Raw genomic sequence first — 22069 nt, 5'->3', positions numbered from 1 at the left:
CGGGAAAGCGTTGACGGGGCCTGGCCGCAACCCTAATGTTCTGTAACTCAACCGAGCGCAGCTCGATCAATTTGCGCAAGAACCCCGCCTGTAACGAAAGAAATCAGAGACGAGCCCGATTCTCCGCCAGGCTGAGGAACCGGGTCGGGGCCCTGGTGCGACCAGAAGCACAAGAGCGGAGCGTCCGCCGTGCCGACGGGCGTCCGGGGCCGGGGTGAGCGAACCAGCGGGGGGAGGAGGCGGATGAGTCTCTTCGAGGACGGCAGGCCCTTCTTGAAGGCGCTGCCGGCGCAGGACCGGCGGGCGCTGCTCGCGCTCGGCCGGGGCCGCAGCTACGCGCCGGGCGAGGTCGTCCTCAGGGAGCACGACACCACCACCTTCGTGGTGGCGATCGTCAACGGCTGGGCCGGCGTCTCCCTGGAGACCGAGCGCGGCGTACGGCTCATCCTCGCGCTGCGCGGCAGCGGCGAGGTCGTCGGCGACCAGGCCGCCGTCGACCACCGGCCGCGCAGCGCCACCGTCACCGCGCTCGGCCCGGTGGACGGGGTCGTCATCCCCGGCGACCGGTTCCGCAGCTACCTGGCGGCGCGGCCGGTGGCGACCGTACTGATCATGCGGCAGCTCAGTTCCCGGCTGCGCAGCTCGGACGGTGAACGGCGGTCCCTGGCCTCGGAGAAGGTGCTGCAACGGCTCGCCGCGCGCCTGGTGGAGCTGGCCGAGCGCACCGGCACCCCCGGCTCGGGAGGCGTGGACGTCGACCTGCCCCTGCCGCAGCACGACCTGGCGGCGGCCGTCGGCTCCACCCGCGAAGCGGTGGCCAAGGCACTGCGCCTGCTGCGCGAGCAGGGCGTCGTGCAGACCGGCCCCCGGCGGCTGGCCGTGCTCGACCTCGCGCTGCTGCGGCTGCTCGCCGAAGGGCGCACGGTCGGCGGCCGCACGCCGGCCGGCCCCGCTCCGATACGCCCCGAGCAATCTCCGCCGGCTGTGTAAACGGCTACAGCCCCGCCTGTCCGCCCCGGCCATGCTGCTTCATGTCGGCACGAACCAGGAGGTCCAGTGAGCACGGAAGCCTTGCACCGACTCGTCGTCAACGGAGACGTCTGCGGATCCGGACTCCTGGGCTGGCGGGCGAAGTTGCGGATGCGCGAGGTGATGTACGAGGTCTTCGAGGCCGGGTTCACCGCCGCCGGGGTCGCCGAGCGGTCCTGCCACATCGAGGACCGCGGCGACGGCGTACTGGTCGCACTCGCCCCCGACGTCCCGTCCGCGCACCTGGTGGGTCCCTGGCTCGAAGGCGTCTACCAGAAGCTGCGCCAGGTCAACGCGGGGCGGCTGGAGCCGCTGCGGATGCGCGTGGCCATGCACGCGGGCCCGGTCGCCCAGGACGCCAAGGGGCTGGCCGGGCGCGCCGTGGACCTCGCCTGCCGGCTGTGCGACAGCGACACCGCCCGCGGCGTCATGCAACGGGCCGACCGGGCACCGCTGTTGTTCGTCGTGTCCGACTCGCTGTACCACGACGTCGTGGCGGAAGGCGGTGCCTGTATCGAGCCCGAGCACTACCGGCGGGCGCGGGTGTCGGAGAAGGAGACGGACACGGAGGCGTGGTTCCACGTCCCACGGCTGCCGTTCCCGCCCCTTCCGGCACGCACGTCGCACGAGGCACCGCCGTCCCCGGCGGTGCCGGGGCGGGGCCGGCCGTGCGCGACGGGGGTGCGCGCGGTCCAGGACCCGCCGCCGGAGCAGGGCGGCGGGGCGGGGCATGGGGGTGCGGTCCCGCCGCCCGCTTCCGGGCGGGGAGGGGAGGAGGCAGCAGCCGGCACGGCGCCGGCTCCCGCCCCGTACCGGAACAAGTACCACTTCGGCTACATCGGCGGCGACCAGCAGACCGTCGACGGCGGCACCTTCCACATCAGCGGGGACTTCAACGGCATCCGCAAGGGCGCCACCGCCCCGAAGCCGCCTCCCGCATCCCGGCCCGCGCCGCCCCCGGCGTCCGAGCCCGAACCGCCTCGCGCCCACACCCCCGGCACCGAAGCCGCACCCGAAGGCGGTGGCCGGTGACCGGTACGGACGAGGGGGCGCCGCCCGCCGGCGACCAGCCCCCGCCGCAGCCCGACGGCAGGCCGGGCGGTCGGGACGACGTCGGCCGGCCGCCCAGGGACGGGAAGCCGGCCAAGGACGGCAAGGACAACAAGGACAACAAGGACGGCAAGGGCGACGGCACCGAACAGCCCGAGGAGAAGCCCCGCCTGGGCGCCCCCAAGGGCAGTCCGCTGGGCGGCGCGGGGGAGGCGGGCGGCGCGCGCACCGCCCGCGAGGCCCGTACGAATCTGCACGTCGAGGGCGACAGCCAGATCTTCGACGGCAACACCTTCTACCAGACGCAGGTCCGTGTCGGCACCGACGACGTCTTCGTCGACGGGCCGGTGCCCGCCGAGGAACTGGAGCGCCTGGGCCGGGTCTACTGCCGGGCCCCCGGCTACGACGCGATGCGGACCCGGCTGCGGCGCACGCACCTGCTGGCGCTCTGCGGCGAGCATGGCACGGGCCGTACCTCCACGGGGCTCGCCCTGCTCCGGGACGTCGCGACCGAGGTGTCCCGCCTGGACCCGGCGACCGCGCTCGACAGCGTCGGCGAGGAGAAGTTCGACGCCGGCCGCGGCTATCTGCTCGAACTGCCCGCCGAGGACGCCGGTGCGGTACCGGCCGCGTCCGCGGGCGGCGACCGGGGCGGCAACGGGCACGGCACCGGGCCCCGGCCATCCGACCTGCACCTGGACCGGCTCAGCGCCTTGCTCGCCGGACGCGGGGCGTACGGCGTCCTGGTCGTGGGCGCCGGGGACTTCGCCGACCGGCTGGTGCGCGGCCGCTACGGCGCGCAGTGCACGCCCCCGCCCGCCGACGACGTCCTCGAACGGCACGTGGCCGATCTGCTCGCCGACGCCCCCGCGCAGCTGCTCCAGCTGGCCCGGGACAACGCCCGGCGTGCCGACGTGCAGCAGGCGCTGGGCCTGGACGCACTGCGGCCCGGCGAGGCGGCGCGGCTCGCCTGCCACCTCGCCGCGCACGCCAGGGGCGACGCCGACGACAGCCAACTGCTCGCCGCCTGCGCCGGGTTCGCGCAGCGCCAGGCGCAGGAGTGGTTCGCCGGGGCCGACCGGCCCGGCACCCTGCCCCAGGCGCTGCCCGCCCTGCGCGCCGCGGCCCTGCGGCTGTCGCTCGCGGTCTTCAACGGCTCAGCGGAGAGCCTGGTGACCGAGGCGGGCGAACTGCTCGCCTGGGAGCTGGCGGTCACCCTCGACCCCCAGTACGCGCCGGGCCGCCCGCTGTTCACCGCGCAGACCCAGGCCCGGCTGGCCGCCGCCCGCGCGGTGCCGGGCACGGGCGTCGAGGACCTGGGCGACGCAGCCATCCCCGTACGGGTGAGCCGCTTCCAGGGCCGCAAGCTGGCCACCGCCGTCCTGTACGAGGCATGGGACGGTTACCACAACGTACGCGGCCCGCTGACCCGCTGGCTGCGGTCCCTGTGCGACGACCAGCGCCCTCAGATGTGGGTGCCCGCCGCGATCGTCGCGGGCACGCTGTGCCGACGCGACTACCTCTACGGGTTCTCCGAACTGCTGCTGCCGCTGGCCCGCGCCGAGAGCCCGGTGCAGCAGATGGCCGCGGCCACCGCGCTGGCCGAGACCGCCCGCGACCCGCAGGTGCGGCCCGCCGTGCGCGGCCTGCTGCGCGGCTGGGCACGCGGCGACGACGAGGCCGTCTGCCGGATCGCGGCGTTCGCCCACGGCTACGGCATGGTGGCGGGCTCGGTCGCCGAATCCCTGGACGAACTGGCGTGCATCGGCTGCCGGGAGGACGCCGACAATGCGGCCGAAGTCGCCTCGTACAGCGTCGTGCGGCTGCTGGCGGGCCCCGAGCCGGAGGTGGTGCTCAGGCGGCTGGCCCGCTGGCTCGGCGACCGGCGGCAGATCCGGCAGGACCTCGCGCTGATGGTGGTGCTGCGCGCCCTGTCCACCCGGACCTCCCACCTGTGGGGGCTCCAGGGCGACAGCCCCGTCCTGGAGTCGTACGGCTCCTGGCCGCTGGCGGCGGCCCTGGCCGCGGCCCATCCCGACCGGGCGCCCTGGCTGGCCGACCTGGTGCACGAAGCGCTGAACACCGCGCGGGCGGGCGCCGCGGCGCTGGAGGAGACGGGCGGCTGGATGCGGCGCGCGGCCAAGGACGAGCGGCAGCTCGACGTGTTGTGCGGGTTCCTGCCGCTGCTGGTGACGGGGCGGCGGGACCGCGAGCGGTTGCTGCTGCTGGTCGCCCGGCTGGAGCGGGACAGTGACGAACCGCTCGCCCCCCGGGCGGCCGCGCGGATGCGGGCGGTGCTGGAAGGAGTGGGACGACGATGACGCAAGACGGCCGGAACGGCGCGCGGCACGGTCACGGGCAGGTCCCGGGTCCGGGTGCGCCAGGGGGACACGGCCAGGGGCCCGGAGGGACGGTGCCGGGCCCGCTGGTACGGGAGTACGAGTCGTCCGGCCGGTTCCGGCGGCCCGGTACACAGGTCGCCGCGGTACTCACGTACAACAACGGCGGCCACAGCGTGATCTGGCCGGACCGCCGCGAGGACGTGGACAAGCCACTGTTCAGGGGGCCGTTCAAGGTGATGGAGGTGCGGGCCGGCTGGCATGTGACCCAGTTCCGCACCGCACTGCCCGCGGCCGGTGACGCGGAGTCCTTCCGCGTGGAGGTGGAGGTGCGCTGGCGCGTCGTGGACGCGTACGCGGCGGTCCGCGCCAACGTCTGGAACCTCGCCCAGTACTTCTCGCCGGTCCTGCTCCGGGAGCTGCGCGGAGTGACCAGACGCTACCGCATCAGCGAGGCGGAACGCGCGGACCGGGCGGTGGAGGACGAACTGGCGGACCTGCGCCTGGGCCACGAACTCGGCCTGGAGACCGAGGTGTTCGTACGGATCGACCTGAGTGAACGCGGGATCAGCGCGGAGCGGCAGCGCACCGAGATCGACCACGAGGGCGATCTCGCGCGCCGGCAGCACGTGGAGGCACTGAAGAGGGAACGGCAGGAACAGGAATTGACCCGGATGAAAGCCGCCGAGCTCCAGGAGATGCTCAGCGGCGGCGACGACCGGCGGCTCGCGTACTTCATGGCACGCGACTCCGCCCACGAGTGGGACATCCAGCAGGCGTTCCGCAGGGAGCGCCGGGAGGAGCGGGCCCTGTCGATCGAGACGGTGTTCCGCTTCGTCGACGGCGGCCTGATCGAGCGCCACGACCTCAACGACCAGACCCTGGCCGCCATCGACTTCCTGCGGTCGACGACGAGCGGCGTGGTGGGGCGGGCGGCCGACGACCTCCTGGAACAGCCGCGGCGGCGCGCGCTGGAGGGCGGCGGGCTCCGCGGTGAGCAAGACCGGGACCGCGGGCGGCAGCGGATGGACTGGGCGCAGGAGCCCGATCCGGACGCCGAGCCGGAACGGGACCGGGACCGCGGTTCCGGTCCCGGCCGGGAGACGGCGTACGAGGACGGCCACGAGCCGGGGCCGGGGCGTGACCGCCCGGGCGGCGACAGGCACGCCGGCCACCGGCAGACCGATGACGTGTACGCCGACGACGGCGGTTACGGCGGCGCCGGTCACGGCGGTGACGGCGGCAGTCACGACGAGCCGTACGAACGGGACGACCGCGGCCGCGTCTACGAGCCCGACCGCGTCCAGTCGGCCGCCGAGCGCGAGGACTACCGAAGCGGCCGGCACGGGGACTTCCACGACGACCCGTACGACGACCGGTACGACGACCACCGTGACAGCCACCGGGACGACCACCGCGACGCCGACCGGAACGGCCCCGCGCCGCGCCGCGGCCGCGGCGCGGGCCTGGATTGGGGAAAGTGATGACCACCAGCGCTCCGCCCGTACCCGTACCCGCACCCACCCCCGTCCGCGGCACCGGACTCTGCCCCTGCGCCGCGGCCTGCCCCTGCGCGAACTCCGCACCGGCCACCGCCACCGGCCCCGACTTCGTGGCCGAACGCCTGCTGAAGGTCGTACGGGAGGAGATCAGCCGGGCCGACACCAAGGCGTCCGTCATGCTGACCGGCGCCACGGCGGCACTGGTCCTGCTCCTCGGCCGTGACGTGCGGTTCCCGGTGCTGCCCGCCGCCGGCACCGCCCTGCTGCTCGCCGGGACCGTGCTGTGGACGCTGGGCATAGCCATGTTCGTGGCGGCGGTGCTGCCCCGCACCCGTACCTCCGCGGACGGGCATCTGACCTTCTTCCCGCAGCTGACCCGCGGCGCCACCGCCGAGATCCTGCTGCCCCGGGTGGCCCTCGCGGGCCGGGACACCGGGCAGTGGGCCGTCGAGCAGGCCTGTGCGCTCGGCCGCATCCTCGGGGCCAAGTACCGCTGGCTGCGCTGGGGAGTCGGCTGCCTGGCGGCCGGCGGCTGCTGCGCCCTGACCGGAGGGCTGTGGTGAACGTGACGCACCGGACCGCACCGGCGGCCGCGCGGACCCGGCGCGGGACGCGCCGCGCCGCCGTCGCCGCCCTCACCGCGCTCTGCGCGGCCGTGCCGCTCGGGCCGCCGCCCGCGTGGGCCGCACCCGCCCCCACCGCGCCGTCCGCGGGCCCCGCACCCGTCGACTTCTCCGTCGTCGTGGACGCCTCGGCCAGCATCGGCGAGGAGGCGCTGGCCCGCGAGGCCGAAGCGGCCGCGCTGATCGGCCAGGGCGAGATCTCCGACCGGTCCCGGGCGAGCGTCATCGGTTTCGGCAGCGCCGAGAAGGAGGGGCAGCAGCCCGTACGGGAAGTGTGCCCGCCCACCGTCGTCGACGCCGCCGGGCGGCAGCGCATCAGCGACTGCGCCCGCCGGCTCACCGACCGGGAGAGCAGCAGCCTCGGCCCCGGCACGGACTTCCCGGCCGCCCTCACCCAGGCCCTGACCCGGCTGCGAGAGAGCAGTACGCAGGACACGCCCAAGGTCGTCTTCCTGCTCACCGACGGCAAGCTGAACGTCGAGGACAGCCCCGCCTACGGAGCCGACCCCGCCGCCCGGAAGCAGGAGGGCGAGAAGCGGCTGCGCGAGGTCCTCGACCGGGCACGCCGCGAACACGTGCAGATCTGGCCGCTGGGCTTCGGCAAGGGCATCGACAGGAAGGCCCTCCAGCAGATGGCCGACGGCGGATACCGCAACGGCTGCGCAGACCTGCCCGGTTCCCGTCCGCGGCCGGAGGTCGTCGACGGCGCGGCGGACGTGGACAAGGCGCTCCAGAGCGCGTTCGCCGCCGCCCGCTGCGCCCGCGTCGAAGAAGGCACCAGCGCCAAGCCGCCGGGCGAACTGACCGTGACCATCCCGCCCATCGCGACCGACGGTTCGATCACCGTCACCAAGCGCGACCCGCGGGTGACGGCCACGTACTACGACCCCAAGGGCCGCAAGGTGCCCCTGCAGGGCGACTTCGACGCATCCCGCTTCGAGGTCAGCGGCCAGGACGGGCCGGTCGAGGCACTGCGGGTCAAGGACCCGCTGCCAGGGAAGTGGCGGGTGCAGCTGTCCGCGCCCGAGGGGCACCGGGACCAGCCCGCCACCGTACGGGCCATCTGGCAGGGCGTGCTGCGCTCGTCGGTCACCCTGGAGCCGTCCGCGCCCAGGCCCGGTGAGGACGTCGTCGTACGGATGCGCCTGCAGACCCGCCGCGGCGTGGTGATCACCGACCCCGGGCAGCTCGCCGGGGTACGGGCCGCCGCCCAGCTCTCCGGTGACGGCTTCGAGCCGGTGGACGTCCCGCTGCGCGACGACGGCGAGGGCCCCGACGAGAAGGCCGGGGACGTCCTGTACGGGGCGTCGGTGACGGTGCCGGAGACGGCCACCGGCGCCCTGCGGCTGGCCGGCGCGATCGCGGCGCCCGGCGTCACCGGCGACCGGCGGCCCTACGACACCCGGGTGTCCCCGGGCGCCGCGCCCGTGGCGGCCGGCGTGACCTTGGAGGGCCACGACGTGCACCCGGGCGGCTCGGTCGCCGGCAAGCTGGTCGCCCGCAACAACGACAGCCGTCCGCACACCCTGCGCCTGGGCCTGGCCGACCAGTCCACGGCGGCGGCGCTGCGCATCAGCCCGGCCACCGTCACCGTCGCGCCCGGCGCCCAGGAGCCGGTGCCCTTCACCGTGTCCTTCGGCGCCGTCGCGCCCGCGGGGGACACCGGCGGCCGGATCACCGTCACCGACCGGACCGACGGCGGCCGCGAGGTCGGCTCCGCTTTCCTGACCGTCACCGTCACCCCCGCACCCACCTGGTGGGACCGGTGGTGGTGGGCCGTCATCGGGGGCGCGGGCCTGGGGCTCGCCGTCGCCGCCGTGATCGCCGTACGGGTCTGGTACGGCGGTGTCCAGAGCTCGTTGCACGGCCTCGTCATCGAACTGCGCCGCGGTGGGCGCTCGCTGGACGAACTGGAGGTGCCCGGAGGAGCCCGCACGAAGACGTTCTGGTTCGCGGTGGAGGAGCCCTCCTCGGACCGTCCCGGCCTACAGGTCCGCAGCAAGCGCGCGGCGCAGACGTACCGGCTGCGGCGCAAGGGCGACGGGCTGCGGCTGCGGGGCCCGGACGGCAAGGAGCAGGCCGTGCCGCGCGGCGCGCCCGCCCGGCTGGGCCACGACCTGGAACTGTTCGCACGCGGCGGAAGCCGGCCGGGCCGGGCGCGTACGGGCCCGGGGCGCCGGCCGGGCACGGCGGCCGGCTTCCGCGGCACGGCCGGCCGGTTCGGCGGCCGCATCGGCCGGGGCGGCACCGGCGCGAACGGCGGCACCGACGGGCGGGGCAGGCGCGGCGCCCCGGCCAACGGCACCGGCAGACCGGCCGGGACGAGCGGCGCGGGCCGTCCGGGCGGCTCGGGCGGTTCCGGCGGGGCGGGCGGACCGTCCGGATATGACTCCGCGTTCTGAGGCGCCCGCGCCACGGCGCCGTGGTCCGGGCGGCCGGCCGGCCGGACCACCGGCGGCACCACATCTCGCAGCACAGGCCGCCCCCGACGGGCGGACGAGGGGAGCGACGACATGAAGATCTACCAGCCCATGCTGTTCGTGGGGCTGGGCGGCACCGGTGCCCGGATCGGCGCCGAACTGGAGCGGAACCTGCGCCGCGAACTGTGCGGCCCGGACGGTACCGACCTGGTCGGCCGCGGCAAGCAACGGGTCCCCTTCCAGCTGCCCGACTGCCTGCAGTTCGTGTACGCGGACTTCAGCGAGTCCGAACTGGACCGGCTGCCGCACCTGAGCGCCCGCGGCCCGCAGGCGGCGGCGTTCGCCCGTACGTCCCGGGCCGTGCACAACCTGCTGCCCACCTACGACAACTCACCCGAGATGACCCGGATGCTGCGTATCGCCCAGCACGAGGAGACCGCGGGCTGGCTGCCCCCGCGGGTCGACGAGCCCCGGGTCTCCCCGCTGCACACCGGCGCCGGACAGCTGCCCACCGTCGGCCGGGCCGCGCTGTTCGCCACTTTGCGCAACGGTCCGGACCAGGTGCTCGGCCCGCTGCGCGAGGCGATCGACGCGCTCAGCAAGTCGGCCGGCGACCTCCAGGAGCTGGGTGGCGGGCAGATCCGCGGCTACGACGTGTTCGTGGCGTTCTCCGTCGCGGGCGGCACCGGTGCCGGCATCTTCTACGACTTCCTGCACCTGATCGGGCACGCCTTCCACTCGGTGAACCTGCCCGGCGCGAAGATCTATCCGCTGGTCGTGATGCCGTCGGCGTTCCCGCCGGAGTCCGGCGGCGGCCGGGAGGCCGAACTGAACGCCGCCCGCGCCCTGGTGGACCTCTCGCACCTGGTCGATGACCAGAACGCGGCGGACGCCACCGCCGACCTCGGCGACGTGGAGCAGCGCGGCTCGCTGAGCGTGAAGTACCCCGACATGGTGCCGGTCAGCCTGCGTACCTCCACCGTCCAGACGGCGTTCCTCTTCAGCCGTACCGCCGGTATGCGCCCCGACGACCTGCGCCGCTCCATCACCGCCATGGTCACCTCGCTGATCGGCACCGACCTGGGCGAGGAGAACGCCCGCGGGCGCGCGGACGACGCGTACCAGTCGTTCGCCGCGAGCTTCGTCAACCGCGGCGCCAGCCGGTCGGCGGCCGCCGCCACCGGCATCGGCCTGCAGGGCATGTCCACCAGCCTCGCGGCCTCCATGACGGTGCCCGTCGACGAGCTCGCCGAGATCGTCGCCGCCCGGATGCTGGCCTGTGCCGTACGCGGCCTGCTGGACCGCGCCCGGCAGGGCGGCGAGGACCACCGCGCCCTCGTCGTCGAAGCGTTCAAGGGGGCGGGCATCGAGGACGTGTGGATCCGCGAGGCCCGGCCCGTGAAGGCGCCCGACCAGGTCCCCAAGGGCGTCCGGGCCATCAGCGAGGAGCTGAACAACCGGCGCGCCAACATGGAGAGCCAGCTGCGCCTGCTCGGCAAGGACCTCTCGCGCCGGCTGGCGGAGAGCGCGGAGCGCTTCAACCCGCGCCGCGCGCTGCTGCACCTGCTCAAGGAGCACGACCCGTTCCGGCTGGAGCGGGTGTTCACCGGCAACCCGGGCGACAGCGACCGGGTGGCCCAGGCGGGCTTCTCCGGCATGCTCGACAACCGGCGCAACCACCCCGAATGCCCGCCCGGGGTGGAGACCAACCCGCCGGAGGTGCCGCGCATCGGCCGCCGGATGGGCGGCGTGGTGCCCGCGCGCTGGGGCGACCCCGAGGTGGACGCCGCCATCCAGGAGCAGAACGCCTGGTACCGCTGGGCGACCAACCGGACGTGGCACGAGCGGTGGAAGGCGCAGGAGTCCCGCTGGCGGCCGATCGCCGACCGCGCCCTGAAGGAACTCGCCGCGCTGGTACGGGCCTTCCGCGACCACGAGGAAGGGGAGAACGGCCAGTTCCGCGAGCGGCGCCGCGAGCTGTACCGCGAGGACCGCACGGGCGTGTCGTACCTGCTCCCGCCGCAGAACTCCCTCGACGCCTTCTACGACGACGTCCTGACCCGCCTCCTCCAGCGCGAAGGCATGCCGGACAACCAGGACGAGGCCGCGCTGCTCGCCCGCATCGTCGAACCGCGCCACTGGGAGCGTGCCCTGGAAGCCGTCCAGCGTTCGCCGCGTGCCGCCGTCAAGGAGGTCAAGCAGGTCCTGGAGGGCCGGATCAAGAAGCTGTTCGGGGAGGCCGGCGTCCACCACGAGCGGCCGCTGCTGCCGTCCCTCGGCGACCTCCTCGCGGCGGCGTCCGGGGACGAGGAGGCCGCCGACGCGGTCGACGAGAAGTGGCTGGAGCAGTTCCGTTCCCAGCTCGCCGGTCTGCTGCCGGCCGGCTTCACCCCGGACGGCACCGGCAAGCTCAAGACCCTCATCGTCCGTCCGCAGACCAAGGCCAAGGGCAGTGTGGACCGCTTCCTGGAGCAGTCGCTGCTGCTGCCGCGCGACGAGAACCGGCTGCCGCCGGAGTTCCGGGCCGTGGTCACCGAATCGATCACGGTTGTGCTGTTCCGCAGCGAGATGAGCCTGACCGACATCTCCGAGGTACGGCAGGTGCTGCGCCTGTGGGGCCGGGCCAGGGACCGGGAGGGCCGCGAGGACCACCTCCAGTGGCGCCAGCGCACCGGATACCGCGACTCCTGGCTGGCCAGCACGGAGAGCGACCGGCAGCGGGTGCTGCAACGCATGCTGAGCGCCATGTGGAACGGGCGCGTCGAGGTCACCGGCGACCCGCTCTCCCCGGAGAGCGTCTGCTTCCGGCTGCGCGGCGGCGACTCGGCCACCATGACCCTGGCCCTGCAGCCGTACGACCGGGACGTCTCCAGCTGGTCCGACCTGCTGCGGGCGTACGAGCGCTGGGCGCTGCTGGACGCCGGCTCGGCGGTCAAGGACTTCTGCTCGGTGCTGATGGAGGCCCTGCCGGAGGGACTGAGCACCACACCGAGGGAACCGCACCCGCTGTTCTGGACCTTCCTGCGCCGGGTGGCCCCGGCGGAGGGCGCCCGGCTGCGGCAGCGCGCCCACGACCTGAACGAGGACGAGCAGGACTGGATCGAGCCGCTGCTGCACTTCTGGACCACGACCCTGGACGGCGCCCTCGACCTGCGCTTCCCCAGGAGCCTGCGGGCCAACCGGCCCTCGCTGCGAGCCCTGGCCCAGGCGCAGCAGCAGATGCGGGAGACCGGCACCTCACCGGCACGGCTGCACAAGGCCAACGGGCACGGCCCGGCCGCGGAAGCGCGTACGCGGCACACGCAGCCGTACGAGCCGGACCGGCACGGAACGGACCGGGGTGAACGGGACCGGTACGAACGGGACCCGGCCGAATCGGACCGGCACGGACCGGACCCGCGTGAGCCGGACCCGCACGAACCGCTGCCCCGCCAGGCCAGGGGCCCCTACGAGCCGCAGGCGAAACCCGACGACCCCCGCGCGGCGGACGGCTCCGGACACGGCTCAGGACCCGGCTCCGGGCGTGACTCCGGACACGACCTGTGGGCCGACCCCTGGGACGACGAGCCGAGGGAGGAGGACCTGCTGTGAGTGCCCCCACCACCGCGGTCGTCACCCTCGACCTGCGGGGCGGCCACGCCGGCCTGGACGGTGCGGACGGGCTGCACCGCGCCGTCCGCACCGCGCTGGGCGGCGCCCCCGCCCAGGAAGCCGAGCGCTTCCTGCTCGTGGACACCGCCACCGGCCTCGTCCGCCACCAGCACGTCTACGAACAGGTCCTCGCCTACGGCACCGGCCGTGCGCTGTGCGTCGCGGTCGGCGCCCCGCCCGCGGAACCGGGGGACGGCGTCGCGGTGCCGCCCGCGCCGACCCCCTGGGCCCTGGACCGGCCCTCCCCGCTGCGCCCGCCCGCCGTCGGCGTGCTGTGGATCCTCGACCCGCACTGCGGCACGGTGGCCGGCCCCACTCCGGACGAGGACGAGGGCGCGCTGCGCCCGCTCCTCGAACTCCTCGCCGCCCCCGCGGTGTTCGACGCCGTGCTGCACGCGGTGTCGGAGATCCCCGACGGCGTGGCCGTGCCCGCCCTGCGCGTCCTGGAACACGACCTCTCGCGCACCGCCCGCGACCGGGTCCGGCGGCAGGCGCTGGCCGGCCTCGTCGGCCAGGACGACCCCGGCGGCCGGGTATCGCTCACCGATCCGGAGGCGGGCGGGGTGCCCGCCGTACTGGCGTCGCTGGTCGGCGCCGGGATGTCCAAGCCCGTGGAGAGCGAGGACTGGCGGCGGCCGGGGGGCGAGGCCGACGAACGCTACCGGGCCTGCGAGACGGCTCTGCTGGAGGCCGAGTACGCGTACGAACGGCAGCGCCGCGCGGGCGGCCTGCTGCGGGGGACCCAGGACGTGGACCTCGCCGAGGGTCTGGATGCGGCCGCGGCGGAACTGGCCGCGTACCGCGAGACCGTCGCCGAGACCCTCCGCGACGGCGACGGCGTCGGCCTCCCCCCGGAACAGCGCCGGCGGCTGTACGAGCGCGGCATCGACCTGCCCCCCGTGCCGGAGGCCGACCGGGAACGGATCGGCCCCGGCCTGCGCGGCTACACCCAGCAGCTGCTGACGCAGCGGCTGCCGCTGCGCTCGACGGCGGCCCGGCTCGGCGCGGTCGCCGACCTGGCCACACCGGCCGGCAGCGCGGCCCGCCTCGGCCGCCTCGACGAACTGTGCCCGCCCGGCCTGCCGCGGCACCTGGCCGGGCCCCGCCCGTTCGAGGTGCGCGGCGCGGCCGTCACCGAACTGGCGGGCGGCGGTGCCGTCGCCGCGGCGGCCGGACTGTGGCCGGGGCCCGGCTGGGCGCTGGGACCGCTGACGGCGCTGGCCGCCGCCGGGCTGACCACCCTCGCCCTGGCCCGCCGCCCCGGGCGCGGCGGAGACGGTCACCTCGACGGCGGCGGACAGTCGGGCGCCCTGGCACAGTTGTGCGCCGGACTGCTCGGCGCGGGCGCCGGCATCGCACTGGGCCGGACGCTCGCGGTGCCCGCGTGGCTCGGGCTGAGCACCCTGCTGGTGGCGCTGATCGTGCTGCCGCTGCTGGCGGTGCGCCGCTGGACCGAGGCCCTGGACACGTGGTGGGCGGCGGGCGGCGGCTCCGAGGGCCGGGACGTGCTGCGCTCCCTCGACGGGCTGCTGACCGACGCCGTCAACCACGACTGGCTGCTGGCGGACGCCCGCCTGTACTGCGCCGACGGCGCGCGGGCGGTGGCCGGGATGATCCGCCGGGCGGCAGCCGCGGCGGAGGGCCGCGATCCCGTGCCGGTGACGGCGGGACGCGACGGCGGCACGGCGGCCGGTGCCCGGGACACCGGTCCGCCGGCCGACGGCCTGCCGGACGACGACTGGTTCGGCCCGTCGTACGACCAGGGCTTCGCGGCACGGGCCTCGTACGACTCCTTCGAGGGCGGCGACCCCCGTTACGACGACGCCACGGCCCAGGGCTGGGACGACTGGGACGACTGGGACGGGGAACCGGAGCCCGGCGGCGGACCGGCCACCGGCCGTGACACCCCCTGGCGGGACCCGCTCGCCGACAGGGTGCCGCCACCCCGGCAGCCGGACAACGACACCCCTGCCGACACCCCCGCCCCCGCCCCGGCCGCGCCGCCGCCCGACGACGTGCCCGTCCCCTGGCTGGAGCGCGAAGCGGGCGACGGCGGGCCCGAACTGGTCGCCACCCTCGTCGGCGATCTCGCCGACGGCATCGCCGGGCTCCTCGACCCGTACTGGGGCACCATCGAGCGCGACCCCGGCGCGGCCACCGCCCTGCCCCTCGACCGCGAGGTGCGGGCGCTGATCGACGACGAGACCGCCCGGCTGGCCCGGGACGGCGTCGCCGCCGCCCCGGCGTTCGCCCGGGACCCCGCTTCCCGGCCGGACCCGGCCGTCCTGCTCGGCCTGCCGCCCGACCGGGTCACCCGGATCTTGCGCGAACACGGCGACGGCACCGGCACGGTGCCGCTCTGCGCGGCCGAACACCGCCGGCTGCTCTCCCGCGACCGGCACGCCGGACGCGGGGTGCGCTTCGCCCCCGACGTGGCACGGCACGGCGAGGACCCGTCGGGCGCCGACGACATGGTGTGGACCCCGGCCGGCCGGTACGCGGGCGTCTTCCGGCTGCTGCCGCTGCGTACCGGATCGGTCCGTACGGTCCGGCTGCGCGGCGGCCGCGACACCACCGGGCCGGAACTGCCGGCGAACGCGAACGAATGAGGGGACGTCATGGACGAGTGGGCGGACCGGCAGGACCGGGTACGCACGCCTGACCGCGCGCCGGACGACGGCGCCGCGCCCGCGGACGAGGCACCCGCGACGGCCGCCGCGCGCAACGGCGGCCGCCCCGCCCGCGACCGCGTGGAACTGGCCTTCTTCACGGACGAGGGCGCGCCCGCCCGGCTGCTGGCCGCCTACTGGGGCGATCTGCCGCCCGGGCAGCAGCGGCACGGGCTGCGCGCCAGGCCGGTGACGCTGGGCGAGGACTGGCGGGTGCTGCAGTACCGCCTCGCGCACTCCGCGCGCGGCGACCACCGGGCCCGCGACCGGCTGGAGGCGGAGGTGGGCGTCGGCCTCGCCGTGCGCCGGGCGTTCGGCGACGCCCCGTACCACCAGCTCTTCGCCCGGTTCGGCGGCTACCACCTGGACGTGCGGGAGCCGTTCGTCTTCTACGAACCCGCGCGCGGCCGCCCGCTGGCGGCGCTCGCGGGCCGGGCCACGGTCAGGGAACAGGAGCGCATCCGCAGTGAACTGGTGCTGGCCGTACGGCTGCTGGAGGCCATCGGTGTCGTGCACCGCGGACTGACCCCGCAGGCCGTACGGTGGGACGGCCGGCACGTCCGGCTGCCCGAGCCCTGCCTCGCCACCCGCGCCGGGCACCCCCGCGAGGCGCTGGGCGAGGCGCCCTGGGCCTCCCCCGAGCAGCGTGCCGGGCACGGCGCCGCGGATCCGCGCGACGACCTGTGGAGCGTGGCCCAGGTGATGTACCACCTGGTCACCGGCCGCGAAGGGGAGCCGGACGGGCCGCCGCGCGACCTGGCGCGGCTGCCCGCGCTCGGCGTGCTGTCCACCGCGTACGCGCCGAGGGCGGCGGAGCGCGGCCACCCCGTCGAGGTGCTGCGGATGCTCAACCGGCAGGACCCGCTCCAGGGACGCCCCCTCCCGGCCGACCCCCTGGAGCCGGGGCGCCGCGCCTTCGACGAGGAACTGGCGCGCAAGAGAACGGAGTTGGGGCTGGACGGCGGCCCGGAGGCGGAGCCCGGACCCGGCCGGGTGCCGGGCCGCGGGCTGCGCGCCCTGTTCGGCGCCGGCCGTACGGGCACGGGAGGGCACCGGTGAGCACGTACCCGATGCCGCCCCGCCACCGGCCGGTGGTGTGCCCGTACTGCCTCGATTCGATCACCTTCGACGCGGAGCGGCTGTTCGTGCGCGACGACGACAGCAACTTCATCCGCCTCGACGTCAGTTGCGAGCAGAACCCACTGCGCCGTGAGGACGCCCTGCGGGAGGCGTTCCAGGAGTGCCACAACTCGGCGAAGATGCCCGACCACTTCCTGCCGGCGCCCTACCTCCGCAACGGCGAACCGCTGACCGTGGCCCTGGTCGGCAGTTCCCGCGCCGGCAAGACCCACCTGCTCGCCTCGATGATCGGCGAGGTGGAGCGCGGCGCGCTGGACGCTTACGGCCTCAAGGCCACCCCGCTGCACACCGAGTCGCACCGCGCCTACCTCAACGACCGGGTGCTCAGGCTGCGGGCCGGCGAGATGCTGGCACACACCGAGCAGACGGACTTCGCGGAGTTCGCCGACGGGCTGCTGGTCGGCCGGGGCGGCACCACCCGGCCCGTGGTCTTCTTCGACCTGTCGGGCGAGGACCTGGAACGCACCGGCCGGGTGACCCGGTTCCTCGCCGCCGTCAACGCGTTCATCTTCGTCGTCGACCCGCTGCGCGCGCTGCCGCTGCCGTATCTGGACGCCGTACGCGAACGCACCAAGCAGCGCACCGACGACCTCGGCGACCGCTCGTTCGGCACCGTGCTGGACCGGGTGCCGCGCGACGGGCCGTACGTGGACGCGGCGGCCGCGGTCGTCGTGGGCAAGAGCGACCTGATCCGGTTCGAGCCGGCCGTGGCGCGCTGGCTGACCGCGCCCGAGAGCGCCCGGCCCACGGCACGGGCGCTGCGCGAGGAGAGCCGCGACGTGTACGCCTTCCTGCGCCACCACGGCGGGCCCGCGTGGCTCAAGCCGTTCAGCGACTGCGCGCGGTGCACCCTGCACTTCGCGTCGGCCACCGGCGGGCAGGAGGACGCGGGCGGCTTTCCCCAGGGCGTACGGCCGAGGCGGGTGCTCTCCCCGCTGCTGTCGGTCTTCGCGATGTGCGGGCTCCTGCCGGGAGCCGATCCCCAGGAGGTGGGACTGTGAGCGGGACCGACGCGCCGGTGCACCAGATCGTCTTCCGCTGGGACGCGGACCTCGCCGTCGGCGGCGCGGGCGTGGGCCCGGTCGCCTGGTCGGGCAACCGGGCCGGACTGGAGCCCATCTACCGCAAGGTCGCCTCGCTGCTGAGCGTCCCCGGCGACAGGGCACGCGAGAACCTGGCCCGGGTGGAGCTGCGGGGGGAACCGGGGCACGAGAGCTCGGTCCTGCTGATCCGCCGCATTCCCGACCAGGACCACGGCGGCCGCCCCAGCACCACCTCCCACGCGCTGCTGGGCAGCGCGTCCGTGCTGACGCCCGCCCGCTGCCTGGGCCTGCACGCCTGGCGCTGGGACGGCAGCGGCATCAACCTGCGGGAGGCCGAAGGGCGGTCCCTGGACTGCGTACCGGCCCAGGCGCTGCGGGCGGCCACCGAGCCCGAGGCGCCCGCCCTCACCGAGCGGGCCGGGCGGTTCGACGGCGAACTGACGGCGGTGCTCGCCGAGCGCCTGCGCGCACCGCGGCAGCGGCTCTCCGTCCTCGACCACACGGACGGAGACGGACCGGTGCACGTCCTGTGGGCGTTGTGGAACCTGGCCGGCCGGGCACTGCCCGGCTGGTCCTTCGCCACCCACGACACCCGTGAAGCCCGGCCGTTCCGCTATGTCTTCGTACCGGACTGGCCCGTGTCGGCCACGCGGGACCAGCAGCTGACCCGCCTGGACCCGGCCCGCCCGGGCCGCGGCGGGGGTGGCCGGGACGACCGGGTGCCGGACCACGGCGACCAGGCCAGGGAGGCCGCCGCGCGGCTGGCCGAGCACTACCTGGACGTCCGCCACGACCCCGGCGCGCTGCGTGAGACGCGCGACGCGCTGGCCGAGCGGCACGTCTTCGAGGAGGAGCGCCTCGACGAACGGGTGCGCCTGGTGCACGAGGCGCTGAAGTGGCTCAGCCACGCCGGGAGCCACCGCCGCACCCGTACGGCCCAGGTGGCCGAGCCCCGTGAGCCGCGGCGCGAGCCGCCGTACGACCGGGCCCGTGAGGAGCGGTACGGCAGCGGGGCGTACGACGGCCGGGCGTATGACGGTCAGGCGCATGACGGCCAGGTGTACGACACCGCGGTGTTCGACCACATGCGGCAGGATCAGGAGCAGCCGGCCGGTCAGCCGGCCAGGACGTCACAGCACGCCGCCGACTCCGGCCGGGACTCCGTGCCACCCGCCTCCGCCTCGCAGGCCGTACGGGCCGGTACCGGACTCGTCCGCGACGTGACCGCCGGCGAGCTGCGCCGGGCACTGCGCCACGACGACGCCGAGAAGTACCTGGCCAACAGCGCGGACAGGGTGCTCCTGGAAGTACTGGAGAGCGGCCTCCCCGCCGAACAGGCCGCCCATGTGGCCGAGGTGATCGTCCTGCGCGCTCCGCACCGCTCCGCCGCCGACGCCCAGGAGGTCTGCGAACGGCTTCTCCGGGCGCACCTGTTCCTCGGCCCGTACGGCGAACACCGCGACGAGGACCCGGTCACCGGACCGGACGGCCACCGGCGGATCGTGACCGCCGTGCACCTGTACAACGAGCTGGTGTATCCGTACGGCGAACAGGGCGGCGTCCCCGGCCTGTTGCGGCACGTCCTGCCGGACCTGTGGGACGGCCACCACGGACGGGGCCGCGAGCTGCTGCGGCAGCTGCTCGACGACGGCCGGCCCACCGGCTTCGGGGACCAGGGCTGGCGGGCCCTGTTCGAGGCCGCGACACGCGCGACGACGGCGGTGCGCGGGGAACCGCGGGCCGGCCGCACCGCCGGCCGCTTCCGGCTCCCCGACCGCCGTTCCCGTGACCGCCGTTCCCCCGACCACCGTTCCCGCGTCCGCCGCCCTCCGGACGACGGGTACGGCCGTGCGGAGGACGCGGCCGGCAAGCTCTGGGTGACCGCACTGCTCGCGCTGATAGCCGTCGCGGTGATCCTGATCGCGGTCATCCTCGCGGCGGGCTCCTAGCACGGACACGGACACGGCCGTGCCGGCCCGCGGTCGGCTCCGGAGGGACCCGGCGCGTGTCAGGGAACCCCGGAAACACCGTGTCGCGGTCGGCCCGGAGCCCCCCGCCGCGGCCCCGCACCGGCGAAGATGGGCACATGGGATTCCACGTCGACTCCGAGGCCGGGCGGCTGCGCCGCGTCATCCTGCACCGCCCCGATCTGGAGCTGAAGCGACTCACCCCGACCAACAAGGACGCCCTGCTCTTCGACGACGTGCTGTGGGTGCGCCGGGCACGCGCCGAGCACGACGCCTTCGCGGACATCCTCCGGGACCGGGGTGTCGAGGTGCACCTGTTCGGGGACCTGCTGACCGAGACCCTCCAGCTCCCCGAGGCCCGCACGCTCGTACTGGACCGGGTCTTCCACGAGAAGGAGTACGGGCCGCTGGCCACCGACCACCTGCGGGCCGTCTTCGACTCGATGGCCGTCCCCGAACTGGTGGAGGCGCTGGTCGGCGGGATGACCAAGCGGGAGTACCTGGCGGCGCACCCGGAGCCGACCTCGGTCCGCTTCCACGTGATGGATCTCGACGACTTCGTGCTGCGCCCGCTGCCCAACCACCTGTTCACCAGGGACACCTCGGCGTGGGTGTACGACGGGGTGTCCATCAACGCCATGCGCTGGCCGGCCCGGCAGCGCGAGACCGTGCACTACGAGGCGATCTACCGGCACCACAAGCTGTTCCGGGGCGGCGGCTTCAACGTCTGGTCCGAGGGTCAGGCGGCCTATCCGTCGACCATCGAGGGCGGTGACGTACTGGTGCTCGGCAACGGCGCCGTACTGATCGGGATGAGCGAGCGGACCACCCCGCAGGCGGTGGAGATGCTGGCGCGCGGCCTGTTCGCGGCCGGGTCGGCCCGTTCGATCGTGGCGCTGGACATGCCCAAGCGGCGGGCCTTCATGCACCTGGACACGGTTATGACGATGGTCGACGGCGGAACGTTCACGCAGTACGCGGGGCTGGGGATGCTCCGCTCGTACACGATCGAGCCGGGCGCCGGCGACCAGGAGCTGAAGGTCACCGACCACCCGCCGGAGCACATGCACCGTGCCATGGCGGCGGCGCTGGGCCTGGACGACATCCGGGTGCTGACCGCGACGCAGGACGTGCACGCGGCCGAGCGTGAGCAGTGGGACGACGGGTGCAACGTGCTCGCCGTGGAGCCGGGCGTGGTGGTGGCGTACGAGCGCAATGTCACCACCAACACCTTCCTGCGCAAGCGTGGCATCGAGGTCATTACCATTCCGGGCAGTGAGCTGGGGCGCGGCCGGGGCGGCCCGCGCTGCATGAGCTGCCCGGTGGAACGCGACCCGGTGTAGGGGAGGAGCCGCGGCGGGAAAGTGGGGGAAAGGCGCGATGCGAGGTGCCGGGATCGCCTGAATAGAGATACGGCCTTTCGTATACACTTCCACTGTTCCGATAGCCGCGATCTAGGAGCCCATCCATGGCGACAGACCTCAAGGGCCGCCACTTCCTCAAGGAGCTGGACTTCAGCGCCGAGGAGTTCCACGGCCTCGTCGACCTGGCGGCCGAGCTGAAGGCCGCCAAGCGCGCGGGCGAGGAGGTCGCGCGCCTGCGGGGCCGCAACATCGCCCTGATCTTCGAGAAGACCTCCACCCGCACCCGCTGTGCCTTCGAGGTCGCCGCCGCGGACCAGGGCGCCTCGACCACCTACCTCGACCCGGCCGGGTCGCAGATCGGGCACAAGGAGTCGGTGAAGGACACCGCCCGGGTCCTCGGCCGGATGTTCGACGCCATCGAGTACCGGGGCAGCTCCCAGACCGTCGTCGAGGAGCTGGGCGCGTATGCCGGCGTGCCGGTCTTCAACGGCCTGACCGACGAGTGGCACCCCACCCAGATGCTCGCCGACGTGCTCACGGTCAAGGAGCACGCGCCCGGCCGCCCGCTGACGGAGATCGCCCTCGCCTACCTGGGCGACGCCCGCTACAACATGGGCAACTCCTACCTGGTCACCGGCGCGCTGCTCGGCATGGACGTACGGATCGTCGCGCCCGAGGGTCTCTGGCCGGACGAGGAGGTCGTCACCCGGGCCAAGGAGCTGGCCGCGCACAGCGGCGCCCGCGTCACGATCACCGCGGACGTGGCCGAGGGGGTGCGCGGCGCGGACTTCGTCGCGACCGACGTATGGGTCTCCATGGGGGAGCCCAAGGAGGTCTGGGACGAGCGGATCGCGCTGCTCGGCGGCTACGCCGTCACGATGGACGTGCTGCGCGCCACCGGCAACCCGGACGTGAAGTTCCTGCACTGCCTGCCCGCCTTCCACGACCTGGGCACCGCCGTGGGGCGTGACATCCACGAACGGCACGGCCTGACCTCCCTGGAGGTCACCGACGAGGTCTTCGAGTCCGCGCACTCCGTCGTCTTCGACGAGGCGGAGAACCGGCTGCACACGATCAAGGCGGTCCTGGTCGCCACCCTGGCCTGAGGGGGCCCGGGGCCGCCGCTCCGTCCGCGCGGCCCGGCGCCGCGCGCTCCTGTGCACCCGTATTGCATGGCTATACGCCCCCATGAGCGATCATGCAAGCATAAGGGCTACCATCGACATCGAACGGACTCACGGGCCAGGGCCCACCGGCCCCGGCCCCCTTCCC

13 protein-coding genes are annotated in these 22069 nt (G+C 74.8%); all 13 read left to right on the top strand.

Going from position 1 to position 22069, the window contains the following annotated elements; genetic code table 11:
• Window positions 1-243: 243 nt before the first annotated feature.
• Window positions 244-990 carry a Crp/Fnr family transcriptional regulator gene (locus ACZ4Z1_RS15585; protein ID WP_468487122.1) on the top strand — a complete coding sequence of 249 codons (747 nt, stop codon included), beginning with the start codon at window positions 244-246 and terminating at the stop codon, window positions 988-990.
• Between the two features lie 66 nt (window positions 991-1056).
• Window positions 1057-2061 carry a nucleotidyl cyclase domain-containing protein gene (locus ACZ4Z1_RS15580; RefSeq protein WP_468487121.1) on the top strand — a complete coding sequence of 335 codons (1005 nt, stop codon included), beginning with the start codon at window positions 1057-1059 and terminating at the stop codon, window positions 2059-2061.
• Window positions 2058-4400 (top strand): hypothetical protein, encoded by a 2343-nt coding sequence (locus ACZ4Z1_RS15575; protein WP_468487120.1) that lies wholly within the window; start codon window positions 2058-2060, stop codon window positions 4398-4400. The genes ACZ4Z1_RS15580 and ACZ4Z1_RS15575 overlap by 4 nt, the downstream gene beginning before the upstream one ends.
• A gap of 92 nt (window positions 4401-4492) precedes the next feature.
• Window positions 4493-5902, top strand: a complete 1410-nt coding sequence (locus tag ACZ4Z1_RS15570; RefSeq protein WP_468487119.1) for a hypothetical protein — start codon at window positions 4493-4495, stop codon at window positions 5900-5902.
• Window positions 5902-6483, top strand: a complete 582-nt coding sequence (locus ACZ4Z1_RS15565; protein ID WP_468487118.1) for a Pycsar system effector family protein — start codon at window positions 5902-5904, stop codon at window positions 6481-6483. The genes ACZ4Z1_RS15570 and ACZ4Z1_RS15565 overlap by 1 nt, the downstream gene beginning before the upstream one ends.
• On the top strand, window positions 6480-8945 hold the full coding sequence (locus tag ACZ4Z1_RS15560) for a VWA domain-containing protein (RefSeq protein ID WP_468487117.1): 2466 nt from the start codon (window positions 6480-6482) through the stop codon (window positions 8943-8945). Before ACZ4Z1_RS15565 ends, ACZ4Z1_RS15560 begins: the two co-directional genes overlap by 4 nt.
• 111 nt (window positions 8946-9056) lie before the next feature.
• Complete coding sequence (locus ACZ4Z1_RS15555) at window positions 9057-12554, top strand: tubulin-like doman-containing protein (protein WP_468487116.1); 3498 nt, start codon at window positions 9057-9059, stop codon at window positions 12552-12554.
• Window positions 12551-15223, top strand: coding sequence for a hypothetical protein (locus ACZ4Z1_RS15550; RefSeq protein ID WP_468487115.1), 2673 nt, complete (start codon window positions 12551-12553; stop codon window positions 15221-15223). Before ACZ4Z1_RS15555 ends, ACZ4Z1_RS15550 begins: the two co-directional genes overlap by 4 nt.
• Before the next feature lie 9 nt (window positions 15224-15232).
• Complete coding sequence (locus ACZ4Z1_RS15545) at window positions 15233-16342, top strand: protein kinase family protein (RefSeq protein ID WP_468487114.1); 1110 nt, start codon at window positions 15233-15235, stop codon at window positions 16340-16342.
• The gene (locus ACZ4Z1_RS15540; RefSeq protein WP_468487113.1) at window positions 16339-17424 is read left to right on the top strand and encodes a TRAFAC clade GTPase domain-containing protein; all 1086 of its coding nucleotides are present in this window, start codon (window positions 16339-16341) and stop codon (window positions 17422-17424) included. Before ACZ4Z1_RS15545 ends, ACZ4Z1_RS15540 begins: the two co-directional genes overlap by 4 nt.
• Window positions 17421-19415 (top strand): hypothetical protein, encoded by a 1995-nt coding sequence (locus ACZ4Z1_RS15535; RefSeq protein WP_468487112.1) that lies wholly within the window; start codon window positions 17421-17423, stop codon window positions 19413-19415. The genes ACZ4Z1_RS15540 and ACZ4Z1_RS15535 overlap by 4 nt, the downstream gene beginning before the upstream one ends.
• Window positions 19416-19552: 137 nt before the next feature.
• Entirely contained in the window at window positions 19553-20776 is a 1224-nt protein-coding gene (locus ACZ4Z1_RS15530) for an arginine deiminase (protein WP_468487111.1), read from the top strand.
• A gap of 125 nt (window positions 20777-20901) precedes the next feature.
• Complete coding sequence (gene argF / locus ACZ4Z1_RS15525; protein ID WP_468487110.1) at window positions 20902-21903, top strand: ornithine carbamoyltransferase; 1002 nt, start codon at window positions 20902-20904, stop codon at window positions 21901-21903.
• Window positions 21904-22069: the final 166 nt, after the last annotated feature.

It is taken from the genome of Streptomyces sp. NPDC030165, from assembly GCF_055573595.1.
Note: the sequence above shows the minus strand (reverse complement) of the source record. Positions and strands in the feature narration are given on the sequence as shown.